General features: G+C 69.3%; 24 protein-coding genes and 1 riboswitch. Of the genes, 8 read left to right on the top strand and 16 right to left on the bottom strand.

What is annotated here, in order from left to right; all coding sequences use genetic code 11:
* Positions 1–20: 20 nt before the first annotated feature.
* The 4 genes from CFB81_RS08425 to CFB81_RS08410 form a co-directional block, all read right to left on the bottom strand.
* Positions 21–848: an alpha/beta hydrolase gene (locus CFB81_RS08425; RefSeq protein WP_089435054.1), complete on the bottom strand. Its 828-nt coding sequence runs from the start codon at positions 846–848 to the stop codon at positions 21–23.
* 227 nt (positions 849–1,075) lie between these two features.
* Positions 1,076–1,459, bottom strand: a complete 384-nt coding sequence (locus CFB81_RS08420; RefSeq protein WP_069620737.1) for a VOC family protein — start codon at positions 1,457–1,459, stop codon at positions 1,076–1,078.
* Between the two features lie 27 nt (positions 1,460–1,486).
* Complete coding sequence (locus CFB81_RS08415) at positions 1,487–2,449, bottom strand: hydroxymethylglutaryl-CoA lyase (protein WP_089435053.1); 963 nt, start codon at positions 2,447–2,449, stop codon at positions 1,487–1,489.
* A 21-nt stretch (positions 2,450–2,470) separates the two neighbouring features.
* A complete protein-coding gene (locus CFB81_RS08410) occupies positions 2,471–3,661 on the bottom strand; it encodes a CaiB/BaiF CoA-transferase family protein (protein ID WP_069620735.1) in 1,191 nt (396 codons plus the stop codon).
* 259 nt (positions 3,662–3,920) lie between these two features.
* On the opposite strand from CFB81_RS08410, the gene CFB81_RS08405 reads away from it, so the two are divergent.
* Positions 3,921–4,886 carry a D-2-hydroxyacid dehydrogenase gene (locus tag CFB81_RS08405; RefSeq protein ID WP_089435052.1) on the top strand — a complete coding sequence of 322 codons (966 nt, stop codon included), beginning with the start codon at positions 3,921–3,923 and terminating at the stop codon, positions 4,884–4,886.
* 201 nt (positions 4,887–5,087) lie between these two features.
* Here CFB81_RS08405 and CFB81_RS08400 read toward each other — a convergent pair whose 3' ends face one another.
* The 6 genes from CFB81_RS08400 to CFB81_RS08375 form a co-directional block, all read right to left on the bottom strand.
* A complete protein-coding gene (locus tag CFB81_RS08400) occupies positions 5,088–5,300 on the bottom strand; it encodes a hypothetical protein (RefSeq protein WP_069256690.1) in 213 nt (70 codons plus the stop codon).
* Positions 5,301–5,496: 196 nt separating this feature from the next.
* Positions 5,497–5,934 (bottom strand): hypothetical protein, encoded by a 438-nt coding sequence (locus CFB81_RS08395; RefSeq protein ID WP_059234165.1) that lies wholly within the window; start codon positions 5,932–5,934, stop codon positions 5,497–5,499.
* Positions 5,935–6,062: 128 nt separating this feature from the next.
* Positions 6,063–6,986, bottom strand: a complete 924-nt coding sequence (locus CFB81_RS08390) for an ABC transporter permease (RefSeq protein WP_089435051.1) — start codon at positions 6,984–6,986, stop codon at positions 6,063–6,065.
* Positions 6,986–7,858, bottom strand: coding sequence for an ABC transporter permease (locus tag CFB81_RS08385; RefSeq protein WP_089435050.1), 873 nt, complete (start codon positions 7,856–7,858; stop codon positions 6,986–6,988). The genes CFB81_RS08390 and CFB81_RS08385 overlap by 1 nt, the downstream gene beginning before the upstream one ends.
* A gap of 49 nt (positions 7,859–7,907) precedes the next feature.
* Positions 7,908–8,987 carry an ABC transporter ATP-binding protein gene (locus CFB81_RS08380; RefSeq protein ID WP_089435049.1) on the bottom strand — a complete coding sequence of 360 codons (1,080 nt, stop codon included), beginning with the start codon at positions 8,985–8,987 and terminating at the stop codon, positions 7,908–7,910.
* Positions 8,988–9,036: 49 nt separating this feature from the next.
* The gene (locus tag CFB81_RS08375) at positions 9,037–10,200 is read right to left on the bottom strand and encodes an ABC transporter substrate-binding protein (protein ID WP_069620729.1); all 1,164 of its coding nucleotides are present in this window, start codon (positions 10,198–10,200) and stop codon (positions 9,037–9,039) included.
* A gap of 452 nt (positions 10,201–10,652) precedes the next feature.
* On the opposite strand from CFB81_RS08375, the gene CFB81_RS08370 reads away from it, so the two are divergent.
* On the top strand, positions 10,653–11,357 hold the full coding sequence (locus CFB81_RS08370; protein WP_089435355.1) for a glutathione S-transferase N-terminal domain-containing protein: 705 nt from the start codon (positions 10,653–10,655) through the stop codon (positions 11,355–11,357).
* Positions 11,358–11,609: 252 nt separating this feature from the next.
* Here CFB81_RS08370 and CFB81_RS08365 read toward each other — a convergent pair whose 3' ends face one another.
* Positions 11,610–12,410, bottom strand: a complete 801-nt coding sequence (locus tag CFB81_RS08365; protein WP_069620728.1) for an SDR family NAD(P)-dependent oxidoreductase — start codon at positions 12,408–12,410, stop codon at positions 11,610–11,612.
* 77 nt (positions 12,411–12,487) lie between these two features.
* Between CFB81_RS08365 and CFB81_RS08360 the strand changes: the two genes are divergently transcribed.
* A complete protein-coding gene (locus CFB81_RS08360; RefSeq protein WP_089435048.1) occupies positions 12,488–13,090 on the top strand; it encodes a TetR/AcrR family transcriptional regulator in 603 nt (200 codons plus the stop codon).
* Positions 13,091–13,254: 164 nt separating this feature from the next.
* On the opposite strand, the gene CFB81_RS08355 is transcribed toward CFB81_RS08360, so the two are convergent.
* Positions 13,255–13,776 carry a MarR family winged helix-turn-helix transcriptional regulator gene (locus tag CFB81_RS08355; protein WP_089435047.1) on the bottom strand — a complete coding sequence of 174 codons (522 nt, stop codon included), beginning with the start codon at positions 13,774–13,776 and terminating at the stop codon, positions 13,255–13,257.
* A gap of 130 nt (positions 13,777–13,906) precedes the next feature.
* Between CFB81_RS08355 and CFB81_RS08350 the strand changes: the two genes are divergently transcribed.
* A complete protein-coding gene (locus tag CFB81_RS08350; protein ID WP_089435046.1) occupies positions 13,907–15,085 on the top strand; it encodes an MFS transporter in 1,179 nt (392 codons plus the stop codon).
* Between the two features lie 36 nt (positions 15,086–15,121).
* Here CFB81_RS08350 and cobM read toward each other — a convergent pair whose 3' ends face one another.
* The 4 genes from cobM to cbiE are packed head-to-tail and all read right to left on the bottom strand — an operon-like array spanning position 15,122 to position 18,981.
* Entirely contained in the window at positions 15,122–15,850 is a 729-nt protein-coding gene (cobM, locus tag CFB81_RS08345; protein ID WP_089435045.1) for a precorrin-4 C(11)-methyltransferase, read from the bottom strand.
* 43 nt (positions 15,851–15,893) lie between these two features.
* Positions 15,894–16,625 (bottom strand): cobalt-precorrin-6A reductase, encoded by a 732-nt coding sequence (locus tag CFB81_RS08340; protein ID WP_089435044.1) that lies wholly within the window; start codon positions 16,623–16,625, stop codon positions 15,894–15,896.
* Positions 16,622–17,710 carry a cobalt-precorrin-5B (C(1))-methyltransferase gene (locus tag CFB81_RS08335; protein WP_089435043.1) on the bottom strand — a complete coding sequence of 363 codons (1,089 nt, stop codon included), beginning with the start codon at positions 17,708–17,710 and terminating at the stop codon, positions 16,622–16,624. Before CFB81_RS08335 ends, CFB81_RS08340 begins: the two co-directional genes overlap by 4 nt.
* On the bottom strand, positions 17,710–18,981 hold the full coding sequence (gene cbiE / locus CFB81_RS08330; protein WP_089435042.1) for a precorrin-6y C5,15-methyltransferase (decarboxylating) subunit CbiE: 1,272 nt from the start codon (positions 18,979–18,981) through the stop codon (positions 17,710–17,712). Before cbiE ends, CFB81_RS08335 begins: the two co-directional genes overlap by 1 nt.
* Before the next feature lie 202 nt (positions 18,982–19,183).
* Positions 19,184–19,375: riboswitch (cobalamin riboswitch) on the top strand.
* 106 nt (positions 19,376–19,481) lie between these two features.
* On the opposite strand from cbiE, the gene cobG reads away from it, so the two are divergent.
* From cobG to cobJ, 4 genes are read left to right on the top strand one after another with little or no spacing between them, the layout of a single operon-like run.
* Positions 19,482–20,843, top strand: coding sequence for a precorrin-3B synthase (gene cobG / locus CFB81_RS08325; protein ID WP_306427154.1), 1,362 nt, complete (start codon positions 19,482–19,484; stop codon positions 20,841–20,843).
* Positions 20,836–21,462 carry a precorrin-8X methylmutase gene (locus tag CFB81_RS08320; protein ID WP_089435040.1) on the top strand — a complete coding sequence of 209 codons (627 nt, stop codon included), beginning with the start codon at positions 20,836–20,838 and terminating at the stop codon, positions 21,460–21,462. Before cobG ends, CFB81_RS08320 begins: the two co-directional genes overlap by 8 nt.
* Entirely contained in the window at positions 21,459–22,193 is a 735-nt protein-coding gene (locus CFB81_RS08315) for a precorrin-2 C(20)-methyltransferase (RefSeq protein ID WP_069620718.1), read from the top strand. The genes CFB81_RS08320 and CFB81_RS08315 overlap by 4 nt, the downstream gene beginning before the upstream one ends.
* A complete protein-coding gene (cobJ, locus tag CFB81_RS08310; protein WP_089435039.1) occupies positions 22,190–23,914 on the top strand; it encodes a precorrin-3B C(17)-methyltransferase in 1,725 nt (574 codons plus the stop codon). The genes CFB81_RS08315 and cobJ overlap by 4 nt, the downstream gene beginning before the upstream one ends.
* Positions 23,915–23,943 lie beyond the last annotated feature (29 nt).

The raw sequence follows: 23,943 nt of genomic DNA, 5'->3' as shown, positions 1-23,943 counted from the left end.
TACGCACGATATGGCGCGGGCTATCGCGGCGCGATTGCGCGCAATGCGGCGAGCATCGCGCCGTCCGGCGTCGCGAGATCGTCGAGCACCGCGAAGTGCTGCATGCCGGGCAGCCACGTGCGGGCGATCCGCTCGCCGGCGGCTTCACATGCCGTCGCGTATTCGTCCGCTTGCCGGATGAGTTCGGGCAGTTCGGCATCGCCGACCGCGACGACGGTCGGTGCGCCCGGTCCGACATGACGCAACGGGCTGTACGCGTCGACCTCCCGCGCGGTGAGCTGCAGCTTGTCGTTCAGGCAGCACAGCGCGATCGGTTCGAGATCGACGAGCGGGCTGATCGCGAGTGCCGACACGACGGCCGGATGTGCGCGATACATGGCCGTCAGGTGGCCCCCCGCCGAATGGCCGCTCAGGTGGATCGGCCGCCCCGCGGTGCCGAGGCCGTCGGGGTCGGCCGCGAGATGGTCGAGCAGCGCGCCGATCTCGCCGACGATATCGGTCATCGTCGCGATCGGCGCGAGCGTGTATTCGGCCAGCACGACGTCGTAGCCGCACGCAAGCGGCCCGCTCGCCGCATACGCGAAATCCTCCTTCGTGCAGTGTTGCCAGTAGCCGCCGTGGACGAACACGAACAGCGGCGCGTCGGGCTGCCCGCACGGCAGCCAGTCGAAGCGCTGCGCGGGTTGCGCACCGTAACGCAGGTCGCGGCGGCCGGGCGTCGCAGCGTACAGCGCCGCGCTGCGCGCCTGGCATGACGCGAGCAACGCGGGGAAATCGGGAACAGCCTTCGTGTTCAGGTAGGCGGCGTCGAGCGCCGCGCGGTCCATGCCGCGATAGAGGATCGTCATTCGGGAAGCGCCTTGGATCGGGTTGCGGATGCGCGCGGCCGGTTTGTCCGTGCGCGCGGCGAAGGCGACGGCCGGGCCGGCGCCGTTGCACCATTATCCGCAGCGCGGCCGCGCACGGCTATCCGGAATCGGCGGCCGCGGCGCGGGCCTGTCCGTTTTCGGCGAAGGACTGTTGCGTCGTGCGCACGGCGTGCCGGCGCCCCGCGCGGGCGGCCGGACCCGGCAGGTCAGATCGGCTCGGCGATTTCGATCAGGTTCAGGTCGGGATCGCGCACGTAGACCGAGCGGATCTTCTGCGTCGCGCCCGTGCGTTCGACGGGCCCTTCGACGATCGGCCAGTCGACACGCCGCAGGTGCGCGATCACGTCGTCGAGCGGGACCGACGCGATGAAGCACAGATCGAGCGCACCCGGCGCCGGCAGGTGCGCTTTCGGCTCGAATTCCGCGCCACGTACGTGCAGGTTGATCTTCTGGTGACCGAAACGGAACGCGAGCCGGCCCGCGCCGAAGGTTTCGAGCTGCATCTGCAGCACCTCGGTGTAGAAATGCTTCGTCCGCTCCGGATCGACGCAGGTCAGCACGAGATGATCGAGGTGGTCGATCAGCGCCATGGCATTCGCTCCTGTTTCTGTTGACGTTCAAGAGAAAGCGCGCTGCGCGGGCATGTCGTCGGCGTCGGCGCGCGGCGGCGGATGAAGGTCCGAGCGGCGTCCGGCCTTCAGGAGCTGGCTCGGCACGTCATGCCCGATCAGCGCGGGCAGCCGCGCCGCCGCGGCGAGCACGGCCGCGAGGTCGATGCCCGTCTCGTAGCCGTCGAGTTCGAGCATGTGCACGAGCTCCTCGGTGCACGCGTTGCCGGTCGCGCCCGGCGCATACGGGCAGCCGCCGAGCCCGCCGAGCGACGCATCGAAGCGGTCGATGCCGGCGTCGAGCGCCGCGAGCGTGTTCGCGAGCGCCATCCCGCGCGTGTTGTGGAAGTGCAGCGTGAGCTGCAACGCGCGGAAGCGCTCGCGTGCGCGGCGGGACAAATCGCGCACCTGCGACGGAAACGCCATGCCCGTCGTGTCGCACAGCGTGAAGCCGTGCACGCCGAGGTCCGCGAAGCGCTGCATCCACGCGAGCACCGTTTCGGCCGGCACGTCGCCTTCCATCGGGCAGCCCATCGCGGTCGACAGCGACACGTTGATCGCCACCCCCGTGCCGCGCACCGCGTCGATCACGTCGCGCAACTGCGCGAACGACTGCTCGCGCGTCATCCGCAGGTTCGCGCGGTTGTGGCTCTCGCTCATCGACATCACGAGGTTGACCTCGTCGACGCCGCACGACAGCGCGCGCTCGGCGCCGCGCACGTTCGGCACGAGCACCGTATAGACGACGCCCGGCGCGCGCGCGATGCCGTGCATCACGGCCTCCGCGTCGCGCAGCGCGGGAATCGCCTTCGGCGACGTGAACGACGTGACCTCGATCTTCGCGTAGCCACAGGCGCTCAGCGCGTCGACGAGCGCAATCTTGTCGTCGGTGTCGACGAACGCCACTTCGTTCTGGAAACCGTCGCGGGTCGCGACTTCGTGGATATGGAGTCGTTGCAGATGGCAGGTCATGTCTTCGTCCCGGTGGTTGTTTCAGATCACGCCGCGCGTGCGCCAGTCGTCGCGGGTCGCCGCATCGATGCCGAGCGATTCGAGTACCGCATCGGTATCCGCGCCGAGCGCGGGCGCCGGCCGCTCGATGCGCCCGGGCGTCGCGTCGAGTTTCGGCACGATGCCCGGCACGAGCACGGGTGTGCCGTCGGGCAGCGCGGCGTCGACGATCATGTCGCGCGCTCGGTAGTGCGGATCGGCCGCGATGTCGGCCACGTCGTAGATGCGTCCGGACGGAATGCGTGCGTCGTTCAGCGCGGCGAGCACGTCGTCGAGGTCGTGGCGCGCGCTCCACTCGCCGATCGCCGCATCGATGCGCGCGACCTGGGCGACGCGCCCGTCGTTGTGCGCGAGCGCCGGATCGTTGCCGAGATCGGGCCGCCCGATCAGTTCCATCAGGCGCCGGAAGATGCTGTCGCCGTTGCCGGCGATCAGCGCGTACCGGCCGTCGCGGCAGCGGTACGCGTTGGTCGGCGCGATGCCCGGCAGGCTGCTGCCGGCCGGCTCGCGCACCGCGCCGAACGCCGCATATTCGGGCAGCAGGCTTTCCATCATGTTGAACACCGATTCGTACAGCGCGACGTCGACGACCTGGCCGTTGCCGCCCTGCCGTTCACGATGGCGCAACGCGAGCAGCACGCCGATCACGCCGTGCAGCGCCGACAGCGAATCGCCGAGCGAGATGCCGACGCGTACCGGTGTGCGGCCCGGCTCGCCGGTCAGGTGGCGCAGGCCGCCCATCGCCTCGGCGATCACGCCGAAGCCGGGGCGGTCGCGATACGGGCCCGTCTGGCCGAAGCCCGACACGCGCAGCATCACGAGCCCGGGGTTGATCGCGGACAGCGCGTCCCAGCCGAGCCCCCAGCCTTCGAGCGTGCCGGGCCGGAAGTTTTCGATCAGCACGTCGGTGTCGGCGACGAGGCGGCGCACGACGTCCTGCCCTTCGGGCGTGCGCAGGTCGAGCGTGAGCGAAGCCTTGTTACGCGACTGCGCGGCCCACCAGACCGACGTGCCGTCGTGCAGCAGCCGCCATTTGCGCAGCGGATCGCCGACGCCGGGCGGCTCGACCTTGATGACGTCTGCGCCGAATTCGGCGAGCATCCGGCCCGCGAACGGCCCGGCGATCAGTTGGCCAAGCTCCAGCACGCGGATGCCGTCCAGGGGGCGTGTCATGACTGTCTCCGATGAAATCGTGTTGTCGACGACAGCGATCATGACGGCGTTCGCGCACCGCGAAAATCGATCGATGGTCAACCAGCCTTTCCGGAACGGAAAGGGATGTGACGGCGCGAGCACATTGTCGGCTGCGTGTGGGTAGCCAGCCTTTCCATACCGGAAAGCGCGCTCGCGCAACGGTCAAACGACGGGACGCGCGGCGCCCGCAGAATCGGATCCGTTCCGCGCCACCGGGCGCCTGTCAGCGAGACCCGCCATGTTTTCCGTTTCCTCTCCCGCGAAGATCGTGTTGCTCGACCGCGCGACGCTGTCGCCGCAGACCGTGCTGAAGCCGTTTCCGTTTCCGCACGTGGCGCAGACGTTCGACCGGACGGCCGCACACGAAGTCGCGGCGCGCATCCGCGATGCGGACATCGTCGTGACGAACAAGGTGCGGCTCGACGCGACAACCCTCGCCGACGCGCGGCGGTTGCGGATGATCGCGATCGCCGCGACCGGCACCGATATCGTCGATCTCGATACATGTGCGGCACGCGGAATCGTCGTGAGCAATATTCGCGGCTATGCGGTGCGTACGGTGCCCGAGCACGCGTTCGCGCTGATCTTCGCGCTGCGCCGCAGCCTCGTCGCGTACCGCGACGCGGTACGCGACGGACGCTGGCTCGCCAGCGGGCAGTTCTGCTTCTTCGATCATCCGATTCGCGACCTGGCCGGTTCGACGCTCGGGATCGTCGGCGACGGCGTGCTCGGGCGTGCGGTGGCCGCCATCGCGCGGGCGCTCGACATGCGCGTGCTGTTCGCCGCGCACGACGACGCGGCAGGCGACGGTTATGCGTCGCTCGACACGCTGCTGCGCGTGAGCGACGTGATCACGCTGCATTGCCCGCTCACGCCCGCGACGCGGCATCTGATCGACGCGCACGCGTTCGCGCGGATGGCGCGCCGGCCGCTGCTGATCAATACCGCGCGCGGCGGCCTCGTGGACGAAAGCGCGCTCGTCGAGGCGTTGCAGTCGGGACGGATCGCGGGCGCGGGGTTCGACGTGGTCACGCAGGAGCCGCTGCCGGCCGCGCATCCGTTTCACTCGATCCTGTCGCATCCGGCGTTCATCCTGACACCCCATGTCGCATGGGCCAGTGACGAAGCAATGCAGGCGCTGGCCGATCAACTCGTGGACAACGTCGCCGCGTTCGTCGCCGGCGAGCCGCGGCATGTCGTGTGACACGCGCAAACGGAACGGCTCCGCTCGATTGCTCGAAGCGGGGCCGACGGAATGCAGGGCTGCCGACGGCAGCGACGCGGCACGTATCGGAATCGTGCATTCGCGCTGTCTTGCGGCGGGTTTCCGAATACGTAACGAGACTGCTTCAGGGCATTCAGACCGGCAGTGACGTCGCGCAAGTCCGAAAAGCGGAAAGCCGGTTCAGTAAGCGGACATCTCGACGCAAGGGTCGACCTTGGACGGCGAGCAGATGGCCGAGTACTTGGCGCTCTCGCGCATCAGCGCTTCGCCCTCGTGCAGCGCGATCTTGATCTCGGGGTGACGTTCGTACGCGAGGAAGGCCGAGCACACGACGGCGGACATCACGACGAGGGAAAACACAAATTTTTCAAGGGTTTGGAAGCGTTCAGGCATGGTATGACCTTTCTCTCATGCCTGAAATTATACCTTGAGATAAGGGTTTTCCCTATACCTCTGCCCGCATACCGAGGATGCGTTCAAACGAGATGGACGCGGCGCTCGCGCCCTTTTTATCGGGAAAAGCAGCAGTGCGGCCCGCGCAAGCGCAGCCGCCTGGAGGATGCAGGAGAAGAAGGCTGCCGCCGGCGCGTCACTGCGGCGCCGACGCGCCGCTCGCCGCATTGCCCGGCCAGGCCTTGCCGATATGGTCGATCAGCGACTTCGCGGTGCCGGTCACGAGCGCCGCGTCAACGCCCGACGTCTGCCATGAGCCGTCGGCCGCCTTCACGAAGGTGAGGTTCGCGCGCGACGGCGAGTAATCGGCGTTGCGCCACGTGACCACGACGTCGCACGAGTACGTCCGATCGCCGAGCTTCTTGCAGTCGCCGTCCGGTTTCGCCGACACGACGTCGGCCGACACGGGCAACGGCTGGCCGAACAGCGCGTTCAGCCCGCCGTGGTTCTCCGCTTCGAGCGCGCGGCGCACGGCGGCGTCGACGTCGCTCGAGCCGGGACCGTCGTGGAGCAGATTGCAGGCGGCCAGCAGCGTCGAGGCGCCGGCGAGTGTCAGCAGCGTTTGGAACTTCATGGATATCCGTCGATCGGGTGAACGCCGCGTAGTCTGCAACGTCCGCGTGTCGTGCGCGGTATCCATTTGTAACCAATTGCACGGTTGCCCGACAGGCTGCCGGCCCGCGCGATCGTGCGGCGCCTCGCCTACTGCCGCTCCTGCTTCACGCGGCTCACGAGCTGGGTCGGACTGACGAACTGCAGCGCGATCACGACCCACACGAGCGTGATGGCCATGTAGATCATCGCCATCGCGTCGATCGACTGCGGCGCGCGCACGCCGGTCGAGAACACCGCGTAATACAGCGCGACGACGAGCGTCTGCGTGCTCGGGCCGGCGGTGAAGAACGTCAGCTCGAACATCCCGATCGTGCGCACCAGCACGAGCAGCCCGGCCGCGAGCATGCCGGGCACGAGCAGCGGCAGCAGCACGTAGCGGAAATAGCGCGACGTGTTCGCGCCGAAGATGCGCGCGGCGGCTTCGAGATTCGGGTCGATCTGCTCGATGAACGGCGTCATCACGAGGATCACGAACGGCAGCGCCGGCACGAGGTTCGCGAGGATCACGCCCGGCAGCGTGCCCGCGAGCCCGATCTTGTACATCACGGTCGCCATCGGAATCCCGTAGGTGACGGGCGGCACCATCAGCGGCAGCAGGAACACCAGCAGCGCGAAGCGCTTGCCGCGAAACTGCACGCGCGCGAGCGCATACGCGGCCGGCACGCCGAGCGCGATCGACAGCAGCACGACCGCGCCGACGACCTCGACGGTCACCCACAGCACGCTCGCGAGCTGGAAGTCTTCCCACGCCTTCGCATACCAGTGCAGCGTGAAGCCCTGCGGCAACGGCGTGCCGAACCAGCGCGTCGCGACCGAGTTCACCGCGACGGTCGCGATCAGCAGCATCACGTTCAGCAGGAAGAACGTCATCAGCCCCCAGACGAGCGCCCTCCAGGCGCGGCCGGCGAGATGGCTTTTCATCCGGTGCGGCTCCCTTGCATCGACGGGCTGCGCACCGCGCGCGTCGTGCTTCGGCGGCCACGTGCGAGCGGCATGATTGTCGGTCGCCATCAGCCCTTGCCTCCCGTGACCGCACCCGTATAGAAGAAGCGGCGCGCGCCGAGCATCGACGCGACCACCAGCAGCTGCACGAAGCCCATCACGATCGCGATCGCTGACGCGAGCGAATAGTCGTAGCTCTCGAACGCGGCTTCGGCCGCCGCGATCGAGATCACGCGCGTCGGGCCGGCCGGCGCGCCGAGCAGCACGGCCGACGGGAACACCGAGAACGCCTGCACGAACGACAGGCATGCGGCCATCGCGAGCCCCGGCACGAGCAGCGGCAGGTAGATCCGCCGGAACTGCTGCCACGGGTTCGCGCCGAGCGTCGCGGCCGCGCGCGCGAGCGTCGGGTCGATGCCGCTGATGTACGACAGCATCAGCAGGAACGCGAACGGAAAACCCGACACGATCAGCGACAGCAGCACGCCCCAGTAGTTGTGCGTGAGGCGCACTTCGTCGGTGTACAGGCGCAGCCCCTGCAGCGCCTGCGGAAACCAGCCGTTCGGCCCGAAGTACGTGAGCATCCCGTCGGCGACGAGCACCGTGCCGAGCGTGACAGGAATCACGAGCAGCGTCGTGACGAACTTCTGGTACGGCGAATTGCGGCGCAGCGCGAACGCGACAGGCACCGCGATGCCGACGTTGAGCAGCGTCGCCGGCACCGCGAGCTTCAGCGTGACGAGCACGGTCGGCCACATCGCGGTGTCGGTGAAGAACTGCACGTAGTTCGCGAGCGCGCCGCCGCCGTTCGTCGGCTGGAACGACAGCACGAGGCCATACGCGAACGGATAGATGAACAGCGCGGCGATGAACGCGAGCGCCGGCGTGACGAGCCAGGCTTTCGCGTCGCGCGGCGCGCCGCCGGTCGCGAGCGTGCTCATGCGGCCTCCGGACGAGGTACCCCCGCGCATGCCGATTGGTGCAGCCCGTTCATTGCGCGTCTCCCGCATAGACGAGCGTGCGCGCCGGCGGCACGCGCAGCCGCAGCGCCTCGCCTTGCGCGAACTCGCCGGCCACGCGCGCCCAGATCGCGCCGAACGGCGTGATCGCGCGGATCAGCGAGTCGCGGCCGCCGTACTCGACCGTCTCGACCGTCGCGTCGAACGCATTGTCGGCACCCGCTTCCGCGCGCTCGATATCGTCGGGGCGCAGCGCGATCACGACTTCCTTCGCGTCGAAGCCGGCCATCGGCACACCGACGAGGCGCACGCCACCGGCTGTCACTCGAACGCCGTCGCCGGCCATCCCTTCGAGCGTGAACGGCAGCACGTTGCGATAGCCCATGAAACGCGCGACGTGCAGATTGTGCGGGCGCGTGTAGACGTCCTTCGGCGACGCGACCTGCTGCACGACGCCCTCCTTCATCACGACGATGCGGTCGGCCATCGACAGCGCCTCGTCCTGGTCGTGCGTCACGTAGATCGTCGCGCGTTCGAGTTGCGTGTGGATGCGGCGGATCTCCGCACGCATCTCGATGCGCAGTTTGGTGTCGAGGTTCGACAGCGGCTCGTCCATCAGCACGAGCGGCGGCTCGATCACGATCGCGCGCGCGATCGCGACACGCTGCTGCTGCCCGCCCGACAGTTGCCCGGGCAGCTTGCCTTCGTGACCGACCAGTTGCACGAGTTCGAGCGCCTGCTGTGCGCGCCGCCGCGTTTCCTGCTTCGCCACGCCGCGCATCTTGAGGCCGAAGCCGACATTGTCGAGCACGGACATGTGCGGAAACAGCGCGTAGTTCTGGAACACCATCCCGAAGCCGCGACGCTCGGGCGGCAGCACGTCGATGCGCGTGTCGTCGAGCCAGATACCCCCCCGCGTGAGCGGCTGCAGCCCGGCGATGCAGTTCAGCGCGGTCGATTTGCCGCAACCCGACGGGCCCAGCAGCGCGATGAATTCGCCGCGCCGGATCTCGAGGTCGAGGCCGTTCAGCGCGGCGACCTGCGCGCCTTCCGCATTGGTGAAACTGCGGCACACGCCGTCGAGCCGCAACCGTTCGAAACTGTGCTTCATTCCACGAACTCCATCGACGCGGGCGCCGCGACGCCCGCCGGTTCAGCCGTCATTTCGACTTCTGCGAACCGATCTCGCGGTCCCATTTCTGGAACGCGGCGACCATCGCCTGCGCGTTGAGCGGCTGCACATGCGGGCGATCGGCGAGCAGCTTCGCGTATTCGGGGCGGCCGAATTTCCTGATCACTTCCTGGCTGTGCGCGGGCGCCATCTCGAGCGTCACGCCCTTCACCGCCGGGCCCGGATAGAAGTAGCCGTCGTCGTAGGTCATCGCCTGTTGCGCGGGCTCGAGCAGGAAATTCATCAGCTTGAACAGCACGTCGAGCTTTTCCTTCGGCACGCCCTTCGGGATCACCATGTAGTGCGCGTCGTTCACCCACGTCATGTTGTCGAACGCCTGGACCCTGAATTCGGCCGGCACGATCCCGAGCGCGCGCGGGTTGAGATCCCAGCCGGTGACGGTCACGGTCATGTCGCGCGTGCCTTCGCCGAGCTCCTTCATCACCGCCGACGTGCCGCCCGGGTAATACGGCACGCAGTCGTTCAACTGTTTCAGGAACGCCCAGGTCTTGTCCCAGCCGTTGATCGGGTCCTGCGGATTCTTGTCGCCGAGCACGTACGGCAGCCCCATCAGGAATGTGCGGCCGGGGCCGGAGTTCGCCGGGCGCGCATAGATCAGCTTGTTCGGATGCGCCTTGCACCACGCGAGCAACTGGTCGGGCGTCTTCGGCGGGTCGCTGACCTTCGCCGGGTTGTATTCGAGCAGCGGGCCGGCCGGCATGTAGGTCACTTCGAGGCCGAAGCCCTGCGCGAGATCCTGCATCTTGCGCGGGCCGGGCGCGTACTTGTCCAGCACGCCGGGAAGCGCGGCCGCGTTGTCGGGCAGGAGCTTCTGCCACAGGTTCTGTTCGATGCCGGCGGCCAGTGCGTCGGTGCCCGTCAGCACGAGATCGATGTCGGAGCGCCCCGCCGCCTGCATCGCCTTGATCTTGCCCGGCAACTGCGGCGCGGGTGCGTTCGTGAACGTGACGCTCGCGACGAGCCCCGGATTCTTCTCCTTGAACGCCTCGATGGCCTTCTGCGTCAACTGCAGGTTGCCTGCGACGTCGACGATGTTCAGCGATACGGGGGCGGCAACGGCGGCGGCCGACAGCGCGAAGCCCAGGGCGAGTGCGATCCGGCGGACGCGGCGAGCGATCGGGGTGGTGTTCATGTCTCCTCACTTCGGTCGATGGAAGGGACCTTTCTTGTCAGGAAATCATGACGGCGTTATACGATGTCGGTCAACAAAAAACCACGGGATGCGGGGCGGGACTTTCCCTGACAAAAAGCTTCCGTTGGTTGATGAATTGCGTTGGGGTCGATTTTGCCGGCGGTTGCGCCATCGCCTGACACGTCGTGTAGGACGTCGTATCTCGGTGGAAGACGGAACGCGTCGGGCCGTAGCTGTCCGGCGGCCGCCGGAGCCGGGGGGCTTGCCGTGTCTTGCGGCATCGTGAGCGACGCCGGGCACGGCTATCGCGCCGGACGACCGACCCCTGCATCGATTCCCCGGATCGGCTACAGTGGGCGCTTTCGGCGCGCTCCGCCCTGCCGCCGCGAACCGTGCACGAGCGCGGCGGCACGGGCGCAGCGCGGATCATTCACTTCGACGAGCGAACCTTCATGCCCGATCTGTCCGCCTTCCCGATCACGCAAAAGTGGCCGGCCCAGCATCCCGACCGTCTCCAGCTCTACTCGCTGCCGACGCCGAACGGCGTCAAGGTGTCGATCATGCTCGAGGAAACCGGCCTGCCGTACGAGCCGCACCTCGTGCGCTTCGACACGAACGACCAGTTGTCGCCCGAATTCCTGTCGCTGAACCCGAACAACAAGATCCCGGCGATCATCGATCCGAACGGCCCCGACGGCCAGCCGCTGCCGCTGTTCGAATCGGGCGCGATCCTGATCTATCTCGCGGACAAGACGGGCCAGCTGATCCCGAAGGATCTCGCGGGCCGCTACGAGACGATCCAGTGGGTGATGTTCCAGATGGGCGGCATCGGGCCGATGTTCGGCCAGGTCGGCTTCTTCCACAAGTTCGCCGGCCGCGATTACGAGGACAAGCGTCCGCGCGACCGCTACGTCGCCGAATCGAAGCGCCTGCTCGGCGTGCTCGACGCGCATCTCGCGAAGCGCCAGTGGATGATGGGCGATACCTACACGATCGCCGACATCGCGATCTTCCCGTGGGTGCGCAACCTGGTCGGCTTCTACGAGGCGGGCGATCTGGTCGGATTCGGTGAATTCCGGCACGTCAAGCGGGTGCTCGACGCGTTTGTTGCGCGGCCGGCTGTCGAGCGAGGGCTCAATATTCCGGCACGGGGCTGAGTGACGGGGCGGCAGCGGGCATGCCGCCCGAGCCACGCTCGAGCCAGCCCACCGCAATGCGCGGTGGGCATTTTCTGCTCATCGCGAATTGTCGGGGACCGCTGGAAGACTGTCGGTGCTCGGCCAATCGCCGTCATACACGTCGTTGCTGCTTCGGAAATTCAAACGACGAATTTCCGCCCGTGAGCGGCCCTTTGCCTCGCACGAATCCTCGGATTGCCCGCCATGTTCGCACGCTCCGCGTGTGCCCGATCAGAACGCAGAGCGGATCGTGCCACCATCTACGCGGATCGTGGCGCCGCTCACGTAATCGGCATAGTGGCTTGCGAGATAAGCAACCGCGGCCGCGATCTCTTCGGGACGACCAAGACGGCCGACGTCGTTGGGCACCATGTCGCGAACGAAGCCACGCTCGATCTCCTCCCACGTTTGGCCCCATCCGTGCTGCGGAGCAATGTGCTCGAGCAGTTCCCGGACGGCAGGCACGAGAATCGCGCCCGGCGCCACGATATTCGAGGTCACGCCGGAGTCCTTGAGGTCGCGGGCGAGCGATACAGCGAGGTTGTGCCTGGCGGCAAGCGACGCGTTGTAGTCAGGCTGCATGGGGACCGGCTGACCGGCGAGCCCACCGCCGATCTGGATTACGCGGCCCCACCCACGCTCGCGCATGGCGGGCACCAGCCGCTGGATCATGCGCACGGCGGACAGTACGTTGACCTCATAGCTCTCCATCCACTTGTCGGGTAAGGCCGTGTTCCAGGTCAGGTGGTGATAATAGCCGGCGTTATTGACCAGGATGTCGATGGCTCCCCCTTCGGTCGCCTGGGCAACCACGGCATTGGCGCCCGCATCGCTTGCAAGATCGCCCAGTGCGACTTCGGCATGGCCGCCCGCCGCTGTGATCGCTGCCGCGACCGCCGCTGCGCGATCACCACTTCGGCCATGAACGACCACCGTTGCACCTTCCGCCGCGAGCATCTTGGCAATCGCCTCACCGAGTCCGGCCGTCGATCCCGTCACCAGCGCACGCTTTCCCCTCAGATTCAAATCCATGAGTGTTTTCCCTTGATCACCGTAAACTTATACAATCGTATACTTTTATGTTCAAAAAATCTACGGGTGTTTGATTAATGAAAACGCTGGGCAAGAAAGGCGCGGCTACGCGCGAGGCGATCCTCGCAGCCGCGCGACAGGCATTTACGCAGTCGGGCTACGATGTCGGCGTGCGCGAGATCGCTGAGAAGGCGGGCGTCACCGCGATGCTCGTGAATCGTTATTTCGGGTCCAAGGAACAGTTGTTCGAGGAGGTAGTCGACGTGGTACTGTCGGCGCCGGGCATCCTCACTCGGGAAGTGATGACCAACGCGCCTGACGTATCGACACTATGCCGCGATGTCGCTGCCGCGCTCGTGGCGAAGACAGCACCGGACATCACCTCGATGGACGGGTTTCTCATCATGCTGCGGTCGGCCAACAACAGGCAGGCTACCGCCATTCTGCGCAGCAAGTTCGAAACGCACTTCGCCCGACCGTTAAGCGAGCTGCTGCCCGGCGAAGCAACCTCGCAGCGGGCCGCGATGTTTCTCGCGGTCATTGCCGGCTTCCAGGTCATGCGGCAGGTCGTCGAGATGGCCGCATTGGCGCAAGCAAAACCGGATCAGCTGGAGCGACAACTACAGGCGCTCTTTGAGTTGCTGATTATCGGAACGCCGATCAAGGACTTGGCGGGCTGAAGTGTTGCGAAAGGGCATTGCAAATATTGCCTAATGGCGGGTATGGCGTTGGTTGAGCCGTCCGCGCGCAAAAGCCGGACTGACCGCAACGGGTCGGCAAGCGACGTCCACGAAAATTCCGAAGAGCTTTTTTGCCCGCCGCGTACGTTTCCATCACGCAGTCTTCAACGCGGCGTCTCTTGCTCCTCTTCAGGCGCCCCGGCGTCCAGCCCCGCCAACAGTTTTCCCAGCAAGTGCGACAACTGCGCCTGTTCCGCCGCCGACAACACAGCCAGCACCGCACGCTGGTTATCGATATGCGCAACAACCGCTTCGTCGATCAGCGCTCGCCCGGCATCCGTCAGCGCGACGAGCGTGCCGCGCCCGTCGGCCGGATTCGGCCGGCGCTCGACCCAGCCGGCCTTCTGCAGCCGGTCGATGCGCGCGGTCATTCCGCCCGACGACATCATCAGCGCGTCGTACAGCGCGGTCGGCGTCAGCGCGAACGGCGCGCCGCCGCGCCGCAGCGTCGCGAGCACGTCGAATTCGCCCGGCTGCATGCCGTAGCGCGCGAATAGCGGATTGAGACGGTCGCGCGCGATCACGAGCGCGGCTTCCTGCAACCGCCCCATCACCACCATCGACGTTGCGTCGAGATCCGGACGCTCGGCGCGCCATTGCGCGAGCGCATGCTCGGCTCGATCCATTAACCCTCCTCGGTCTACCAGTTATCTTGACGTCGAGACAAATCTGCATTTATCTTGATGTCGAGATACTTTACCTGAAAAACGCGCGGCGCCTTGCTGGCAGCCGCGCACCGATATCGAGGGCCTTGCGATGAATCGCTTCACTTCCCCTGGATGGCGGCTCGCCGCGATCGTGCTCGTCGGGCTGAACCTGCGGCCGGCGCTCGCGGCGATCGGCCCGCTGCTCGACATGATCCAGCGCGCAACGGGTATCGGCGACGGCGCGGCCAGCCTGCTGACGACGATTCCGATCCTGCTGATGGGGCTCGGCGCGCTGAGCGCGCGGCGCCTGCAGCGCATGACCGGGATCGCGGGCGGCGTGTGGCTCGGCGTCGCGTTGATCGGGCTGGCTTGCGCGTCGCGCGTCGGTGCGCAGCACGCATGGCTGCTGCTCGCGAGCGCGTGCTGCGCGGGTGTCGGGATCGCGATGGTGCAGGCGCTGTTGCCCGGCTTCGTGAAGGCGCATTTCGCGACGCGCATCGGCGGCGCGATGGGCGTCTATTCGACGTCGATCATGGGCGGCGCGGTGCTCGCGAGCGTCGTCGCGCCGTTCGCCGCGGCGCGCTGGGGCTGGCTCGCCGCGCTCGCGGGCTGGGCGCTGCCGGCGGCGCTCGCCGCGCTGGCCTGGCCGCTGGCGAGCCGTGGCGGCGACGCGCTTGCCGCCGGGCCGGCGTCGGTATCGAATGCACGGCCGTTGCGCTCGCCGCGCGCATGGCGGCTCGCGCTGTTCTTCGGCATCGCGACCGGCGCTTACACGCTCGTGCTCGCGTGGCTGCCGCCGTACTACATGCGGCTCGGCTGGTCGCCGACCGCGGCCGGCAGCCTGCTCGGCGGCGTGACGCTCGCGGAAGTCGTCGCGGGGCTGACGATTTCCGCGACCATCGATCGCCTGCCCGATCGCCGGCCCGCGCTGCATGCGGCGATCGCGTCGCTGTTCGTCGGCTTGCTGGTGATGCTGGCCGCGCCCGACGCGCTCGCGTTGCCTGCCGCGCTGCTGCTCGGCGCGGGGATCGGCGCGCTGTTTCCGCTGTCGCTGATCGTCACGGTCGACCATGCGGCCACGCCGGCCGATGCCGCGTCGCTGACGGGGTTCGTGCAGGGTGTCGGCTACCTGGTGGCGGGCGTGTTCCCATTCGCGGCCGGCCTGGTGCGCGAGCATCTCGCGGACCTGACGCCCGCGTGGATCGCGATGGCGTGCCTGTGCGCGGTGCTGTTCGTGCTCGCGGCCGGGTTTGCACCGAAGCTGGCGCGGCACGTCGCGCGGGCCTGAGCGACGCCGCGGGCCAGTGGCGCTGGCGCGCGTGCGTCAGCCCGCGCTCGCGTACAGCGTCGAATCCGCGAACCCTTCGGCGTCGAGCACGCGCCCGATCAGGATCAGCGCGGTGCGCTCGATCTGCGTGCCCTGCACCTTGCCGACGATGTCGGCCAGCGTGCCCGTCACGCGTTCCTCGTCGGGCCAGCTCGCGCGATAGATCACGGCCACCGGGCAAGCGGCGCCGTAATGCGGCAGCACTTCGTCGACGATGCGCGCGAGATGACGCACGCCGAGATGGATCGCGAGCGTCGCGCGATGCGCGGCGAGCGCGCCGAGCGCTTCGCCTTCCGGCATCGTCGTCTTGCCCGCGAAGCGCGTGAGGATCACCGTCTGCGCGACGCCGGGCAGCGTCAGCTCGACGCCGAGCGTCGCCGCGCATGCGGCCGTGGCCGTCACGCCCGGCACGATTTCGTACGGAATCCCGAGCGCTTTCAGGCGGCGGATCTGCTCGCCGATCGCGCCGTACAGCGACGGGTCGCCCGAATGCACGCGCGCGACGTCCTGCCCTTTCGCGTGCGCGGCGGCAAGCAGCGCGACGATCGCATCGAGGTCGAGCTCGGCCGTGTTGACAACCTGCTCCGCGCAATGACCGTCGAGCACGGCGGCCGGCACGAGCGAGCCCGCATACAGGATCACCGGGCACGTGCGCACGAGGCGCTGGCCTTTCACCGTGATCAGCTCCGGGTCGCCGGGGCCCGCGCCGATGAAGTACACCGTCATCGAAAATTCTCCGTCAATTCGTGGGATGGCCCGCTGCGTCGCGTCACGCGCGCGCGGCCGGATCGAGTGCGTCGATGAGCGCGTTGACCGAGTCGAACGCGCGGTCGGCATCGGGCAGCGGCGGCCGGCGCAGCATCACGACGGGCAGCCTGCGTTCGCGCGCGACGTCGAGCTTGGCCTCGGTGGCCGCGCCGCCGCTGTTCTTGCTGACGACGATGTCGATGCCGGCCAGCGCGAACAGCGCGCGCTCGCCGTCAGGCGTGAACGGCCCGCGCGCGGCGATGACCTGTGCGCGGGCGTTGCCGGGGTGCGCATCGAGGCAGCGCACGAGCCAGTACTGGTGCGGCGGGATCGCGTCGAGGTGCGCGAGCGGTTCGCGGCCGAGCGTGAACAGCGGACGCCTGAACGGCGCGAGCGCGGCCTCGATGCCGGCCCAGTCGTCGACCATCCGCCAGTCGTCGCCCGGTTGCGGCGTCCACGGCGCGCGGCGCAGTGCCCACAGCGGCACGCCTGCGTCGCGCGTCGCCGCCGCGGCGTTCGCGCTGATTTGCGCGGCATACGGATGGGTGGCGTCGATCACGAGGCCGATGCCGGCGTCGCGAAGATACGCGGTCAGCCCGGCTGCGCCGCCGAAACCGCCAACGCGCACGTCGCACCGCAAATCGTCGGGCGTCTTGCCGAGGCCGGCCAGACTATAGACGTGATGCGGGCCGAGCGCGCGCGCGATTTTCAGCGCATCGCCGGTGCCGCCGAGCAGCAGGATGCGCGGGCTCATCGCGCCTCCCCGACGAAGCGGCCCTGTCGGTCGATCGCGAACATCTCCACCGCGACCGACGGCGGCACGATGTCGCGCGCCACTCGCAGCGCGTGCGCGCAGACGAGATCGCCGAGCGGCACGCCGTCGGCCTGCGCGAGTTTCAACGCTTCCTGGCTCGTGTTCGCGGCACGCATCGCGTCCTGCAGCGCCTCGCTCGCGCCGGCTTCCGCCGCCCACTGCGCGAGCAGCGGCAGATCGATGCTCGAATGGCGGCTGTGCAGGTCCAGATGGCCGGCCGCGAGCTTGCTCAGCTTGCCGAAGCCGCCGCACATCGACAGGCGCGCGATCGGCGCGCGCCGCAGGTGCTTGAGCACCGCGCCCGCGAAATCGCCCATCTCGATCAGCGCCATGTCAGGCAGATGGTAATGCGCGCGCATCGCATCCTCGCTCGCATTGCCCGTGCAGGCGGCGATGTGCGCGATGCCGTTCGCCCGCGCGACGTCGATACCCTGATGAATCGACGCGATATAGGCCGAACACGAGAACGGCCGCACGATGCCGGTCGTGCCGAGGATCGACAGCCCGCCGACGATGCCCAGGCGCGGGTTCATCGTCTTCAGCGCGAGCGCCTCGCCGCCTTCGACGCCGATCGTCACGTCGAAACCACCCGTATAGCCGTGTTCGGCGGCAAGCGCTTCCAGGTGCGTGGTCATCATCTGGCGCGGCACCGGGTTGATCGCCGGTTCGCCGACCGCCAGCGTGAGCCCCGCGCGCGTGACCGTGCCGACGCCCGGCCCGGCATGAAAACGCACGCCCGGCGCCGCCGCGAGCGCGACGCGCGCGAAGATCAGCGCGCCGTGCGTGACGTCCGGATCGTCGCCGGCATCCTTGATCGTGCCGGCTTCGGCGCCGTCGGCCGTGGTGCGGCAGAATTCGAGCCGCATCATCACGCGCTGCCCCTTCGGCAGCACGATCTCGACCGCGTCGTCCGCGTGACCCGCGAGCAGCAGCCGTGCCGCCGCGAGCGACGTCGCGGTCGCGCAGCTGCCGGTCGTATAGCCGAAGCGCAGCGGCGCGGGCTGTTCGGGGGTTTCGTCGCGCATCACGCGTCCGTTGGGTTCGACGGGTTCGACATAGTCGACGAACCGGCCGCGTCGGCAGCGGCTGTCGTGTCGGGCTTGCGCACGTCGTACAGCGTGACCGGCAGCGGCTGTCGCCACGTGTCGAAGCGGCCGAGCGGCTCGGCGTGCGCGAGCGACACGCGCGTGAGCGTGCCGCCATGCGCATCGCGCCACGCGGCGAGCGCCATCTCGCCTTGCAGTGTGACCGCATTCGCGACCAGCCGCCCACCGGGTTTCAGCGACGCCCAGCACGTGTCGAGCACGCCGGGCGCCGTCGCGCCGCCGCCGATGAAGATCGCGTCGGGCGCGGCGAGCCCCGCGAGCGCATCGGGCGCACGGCCCGCGACGAGTTGCAGGCCCGGCACGCCGAGCGTATCGCGGTTGTGTTCGATGAAGCGCTGCCGTTCCGCATGCGCTTCGATCGCGATCGCCTGGCAGGATGGATGCGCGCGCATCCATTCGATGCCGATCGAGCCGCTGCCGGCGCCGACGTCCCACAGCAGTTCGCCGGCCGCGGGCGCGAGGCGCCCGAGCGTCATCGCGCGCAGGTCGCGCTTGGTGAGCTGGCCGTCGTGGCGGTACGCGTCGTCGGGCAGGCCGGGCGTGAGCGCGCGGCGCGGCGCGTCGGGGCTCGCCCGGCAGTCGAGCGCGACGAGATTGAGCGCGGCGGTTTCGTCGATGTTCCAGTCCTGCGCCAGGCCGTCGATGCGCCGCTCGAGCGGGCCGCCCAGATGTTCGAATACGCTGACGCGCGTCGGCCCGAAGCCGCGGGCGGCGAGTTCGGCCGCGACCGCGGCCGGCGTGCGGCCGTCGGCGCTCAGCACGAACAGCCGCCGGCCCGGCAGCAGGTGGCGCCCGAGCGTCGCGAGCGGACGCCCGACGAGCGAGACCGCGCCGACGTCCTGCAGCGCCCAGCCGAGGCGTGCGGCCGCGAGCGACAGCGACGACGGCGCGGGCAGGACGCGCCATTCGTCGGGGGAAAGCGCGCGGGCGAGCGTCGCGCCGACGCCGAACAGCATCGGGTCGCCGCTCGCGAGCACGCACACGGGCGCGCCGCGGCGCGCGAGCAGCCCCGACAGGTCGAACGGCGACGGCCATGCTTCGCGCGCGGCGCGCAGCCGCGCCGGCAACATGTCGAGATGCCGTTTCGCGCCGACCACATGGGTCGCATCGTGCAGCGCGCGCCGCGCGTGGCGTCCGAGCCCCGCGTAACCGTCGTCGCCGATGCCCACTACCGTCAGCCACGCCGTCATGCACCCTTCCCCATCGTTCGATTCCATCGTGTCGCCGCGCGGCCGTGAAAGCGCCGATGCAGCCGTCCGTATTGCAAAAAACGGCATGGTACCGTGTTCCACCCGGCGTTTCATCTGCCGGCCCGCCCGCGCCCGACCGTTGCCCGCTTTGCCCGCCGCGAACGCCGGGCCGGTCGCGAATCGCGGCCGAAATCGGGTATCCTACGGCCGTTCGTTCGCCGGTGCCCTTCGGGGCCGAAGAGGGAACACAGGGCGCACCGCGCGCCGCTGTGGCTGCCCCCGCAACTGTAGACAGCGAGCCGATCTCCCCCTCATGCCACTGGTTTCACCGGGAAGGCCGGGAGGCGGCGCCGACCTGTCAGCCAGGAGACCTGCCGGCCAGAAAGTGCGTGCGTGCCAGTCGGCGTCGGGCGGGGTGTACCGATGCGCTGGCCGCGGCGCCACACTGTTCCGGTATCCCGTTGAGTTCCGCCCCCGATTCGATTCCTGCGTCGCCCGTCGTGCGCCCGTCGGCTTGCCCGGGGCTCGTGCGCGTGGTCGCGGCCGCCGACGGCGGGCTGTGCCGGATCAAGCTGCCCGGCGGCCGGCTCGACGCGCGCCAGGCGCGTGCGATCGCCGCCGCCGCGCGCCTGTACGGCTCCGGCGAGATCGATGCGACCAATCGCGCGAATCTCCAGTTGCGCGGCGTTCGCGACGGCGCGGCCGATGCGCTCGCGCACGCGCTGCTCGACGCAGGGCTCGGCCCGCGCACCGGCGCCGACAACACCGCCGTCGATGCGGCCGCGCTCGCGGCCAGCGACGACATCCGCAACGTGATGCTGAGCCCGCTCGCCGGGCACGACCCGGCCGCGCTCGTCGATAGCCACGCGCTCGCCGTGCCGCTGCTCGACATGCTGGCGAGCGAGCCGCGCCGCGGCGAACTGTCGCCGAAGTTCTCGATCCAGTTCGATGGCGGCGAAGCGGTCGCGGCGCTCGATCATCCGCACGACATCTGGCTCGCCGCGTGGCGCCGTGGCGACGGCGCGGTACGTCTCGCGGCGGGGCTGGCCGGCTGTCCGCCGGTTGCGCACGGCGACCGGCCCGCGTCGGTCGACGTGTCGGTCGATCAGGGCGTCGCACTGGTTCGCGCGCTGCTGCTCGCGTTCCTCGATCTCGCGCCGGCCGACGTCACGCGGATGCGCGCGTTGCTGGCGACGTGCAGCGAACGCGCGCTGCTCGAGCGCGCGCAACAGGATCTGCCGTTCCCGCTCGCGGCCGATCCGACGCTCGCCGGCTGGCGGCGCCCGCGCGCGGATGCCGCGTTGCGTTTCGGCGCATACCCGTCGCGCGACGCGGCGCGCTGCAGCGTCGGCGCGCAATTCGCGCTCGGGCGGCTCGACGCGGCGCAACTGGAGCGGCTCGCCGCGCTGGCCGAAGCCGACGGCGACGGCACGCTGTCGATGACGCCGTGGCAAGGCGTGTTCATGCACGGCGTGCCGAACGAACGCGCGGCTGCGGCGCGCGAAGCCCTCGCATCGCTCGGGCTCGTGTGCGCAGCGTCCGACCCGCTGGCGACGCTCGTCGCCTGCACCGGCAGCGCGGGCTGCGCGAAAGCGCGCGCCGACACGAAGCACGACGCGCGCGTGCTCGCCGCGCGCGCTGGCCATCCGCTCGACGTGCATCTGACCGGTTGCGAACGCCACTGCGCGCTGCCGCACGCTGCCGCGCATACGCTCGTCGCGGTGGCGCCCGCACACTACGACCTTTATCGGCGCGACGCGGCCGCGGGCCTCGGCGCCCCGCTCGCGCGCCGTCTGACGATTGACCAGGCCGCGGTCCGACTCATGGACGCGCGGCACAGCCAGGACACCACCGATGCTTGACTACATTCGCGACGGGCAGGAAATCTACCGCCAGTCGTTCGCGACGATCCGCGCCGAGGCCGACCTGTCGCAGGTGCCGCCCGATCTCGAGAAACTCGCGGTACGCGTGATCCACGCAAGCGGGATGGTCGACGTTGTGTACGACCTGCGCTTCTCCGCCGGCGCCGGCACGGCCGGCCGTACCGCGCTCGCGGCCGGCGCGCCGATCCTGTGCGACGCGAGGATGGTCGCCGAAGGCATCACGCGCGCGCGGCTGCCCGCGGCCAACCGCGTGATCTGCACGCTCGGCGAGCCAGAGGTGCCGGGCCTCGCGCAGCGCCTCGGCAACACGCGTTCGGCCGCCGCGCTCGAACTGTGGCGTCCGCATCTCGCGGGCAGCGTCGTCGTGATCGGCAACGCGCCGACCGCGCTGTTCCACCTGCTCGACATGATCGACGCCGGCGCGCCGCGCCCCGCGCTGATCGTCGGTTTCCCGGTCGGCTTCATCGGCGCGGCCGAATCGAAGGCGGCGCTCGACGCCGACAGCCGCGGCGTGCCGTACGTCACGCTGCTCGGCCGGCGCGGCGGCAGCGCGATGGCCGCCGCCGCGGTCAATGCGCTTGCGACGGAGGTCGAATGACGAGCGCGCGCGGACGGCTGTTCGGCGTCGGGGTCGGCCCCGGCGATCCCGAACTGATGACGATCAAGGCGCTACGCGTGCTGCAGGCGGCGCCCGTGGTCGCGTATTTCGTCGCGAAGGGCAAGAAAGGCAACGCGTACGGCATCGTCGAGGCGCACCTGCTCGACGCTCAGACGCAACTGCCGCTGGTCTACCCGGTTACGACCGAGGCGCTGCCCCCTCCGCTGTGCTACGAGACGGTGATCGCCGATTTCTACGACACCGCGGCCGAGATCGTCGCCGCGCACCTCGATGCAGGCCGCGACGTCGCGGTGATCTGCGAAGGCGACCCGTTCTTCTACGGCTCGTACATGTACCTGCACGACCGGCTCGCGCCGCGTTACGACGCCGAGGTGATTCCCGGCGTATGCGCGATGCTCGGCGGCACGGCCGTGCTCGGCCAGCCGCTCGTCTATCGCAACCAGAGCCTGTCGGTGCTGTCGGGCGTGCTGCCCGAGCACGAACTGCGCGAACGCCTCGCGCGGGCCGACGCGGCCGTCGTGATGAAGCTCGGCCGCAATTTCGACAAGGTGCGGCGCGTGCTCGACGAACTCGGGCTCGCGAAGCGCGCGCTGTACGTCGAGCGCGCGACGATGGCGAACCAGCGCATCGTGCCGCTCGACGAAGTCGATCCGATGGCGTCGCCGTATTTCTCGCTGCTCGTCGTGCCGGGGGAAAAATGGCAAGGATGACGACGCCGCCCGCGATCGTGATACTCGGCGCGGGCGCGCTCGATACCGCGCGACGTATCCAGGCGCGTTATCCAGGCGCCCTCGTGCACGGTCTCGCATCGCGCGTCGATGCCGACGTGCCGTTCGACGAACTCGGCGCGCACCTGCGCGAACTCTATGCGCGCGGCTTGCCGATCGTCGCGCTGTGCGCGGCCGGCATCGTGATCCGCTGCCTCGCGCCCGCGCTGGCCGACAAGGGTGTCGAGCCGCCCGTGCTCGCGGTTGCGGAAGACGGTTCGGCCGTCGTGCCGCTGCTCGGCGGGCTGACGGGCGTCAACGTGATCGCGCGCGAAATCGCCGCATGCGTCGGCGTCGCGCCGGCGATCACGACCAGCGGCGAACTGCGTTTCGGCGCGTGCGTGCTCAATCCGCCCGAAGGGTATGCGCTCGCCGATCTCGCGCAGGGCAAGCGCTTCGTGTCCGACCTGCTCGCGGGCGCGTCGACGCGCATCGACGGCGCCGCGCCGTGGCTCGACGATGCCGCGCTGCCGCGCGACGACGCGGCCGCGCATGCGATCCGCGTGACGCCCGACGCATGGCGCGGCGCGCGCGACGAACTCGTGATCCATCCTCGCAGCGTGGTGGTCGGTGTTGCCGCGGATGCCGTGCGTGCCGATGAAGCGCTTGCTGCGCGCATCGACGCCATGCTCGACGCACAGGGCCTCGCGCGGCTGGCGCTCGCGGCCATCGTCGCGCCGGCGTCGGCTATCGGCGACGCCGCGCTGGAAACAGCGGCGAGCACGCTCGACGTGCCGCTGCGTTTCGTCGATGGTGATTTCGTCGATAGCGACCGCGACGCGCCCGCCGACGCCGCCACGCTGCTCGGCCGTGCACTGCGCGCCACCCACACGATGCGCGCGGCATTGCACGGTCTCGCGTGCGCGGTCGCGTCGCAGCCGGTCGACCCCGCCACGCTCGGCCGCGCGCGCGGCCGCCTGACGGTACTCGGTCTCGGCCCGGGCGGCGCCGCATGGCTCACGCCGGCCGCGGGCGCGGCGCTCGCGGACGCGACCGACATCCTCGGCTATACGACCTACGTGAACATGGCCGGCCCGTTTCGGGCAGACCAGCGCGTGCACGGCACCGACAATCGCGAGGAAATGCAGCGCGCGCGCCATGCGTTCGAACTGGCGGCCGAGGGCCGGCGCGTCGCGGTCGTATCGTCGGGCGACCCAGGCGTCTTCGCGATGGCCGCGGCCGTGCTCGAAGCGCTCGACGAAGCGCGTAACCCGCAATGGGCCGCGGTCGATCTGCGCGTGGAACCCGGCATCTCGGCGTCGCTCGCCACGGCCGCGCAGGCCGGCGCGCCGCTCGGCCACGATTTCTGCGCGATCTCGCTGTCGGACAACCTGAAGCCGTGGGACGTGATCGAGACGCGCCTGCAACACGCGGCGCAAGCCGATCTCGTGATGGCGTTCTACAACCCGATTTCGCGCGCGCGGCCGTGGCAGCTCGACCGCGCGCTCGACATCGTGCGTGCGCATCGCGCGGCCGATACGGTGGTCGTGCTCGGCCGCGACATCGGCCGGCCGGGCGCGACGCTTGCGACGACGACCCTCGGCGCACTGCGCAGCGACCAGGTCGACATGCGCACGATGGTGATCGTCGGCTCGTCGACGACGCGGCGCTTCTCGATCGGTGAGGGGCACGAGTGGGTCTATACGCCGCGCTGGTATCGCTGAACGGCGCGAACCTGCGTCCTGACCGGGCA

Origin of the sequence: Burkholderia sp. AU28863, from assembly GCF_002223195.1 — a bacterium.
Lineage (GTDB): Bacteria > Pseudomonadota > Gammaproteobacteria > Burkholderiales > Burkholderiaceae > Burkholderia > Burkholderia sola.
The sequence above is the reverse complement of the archived record's forward strand: the minus strand, read 5'-3'. Positions and strand labels throughout refer to the sequence as shown.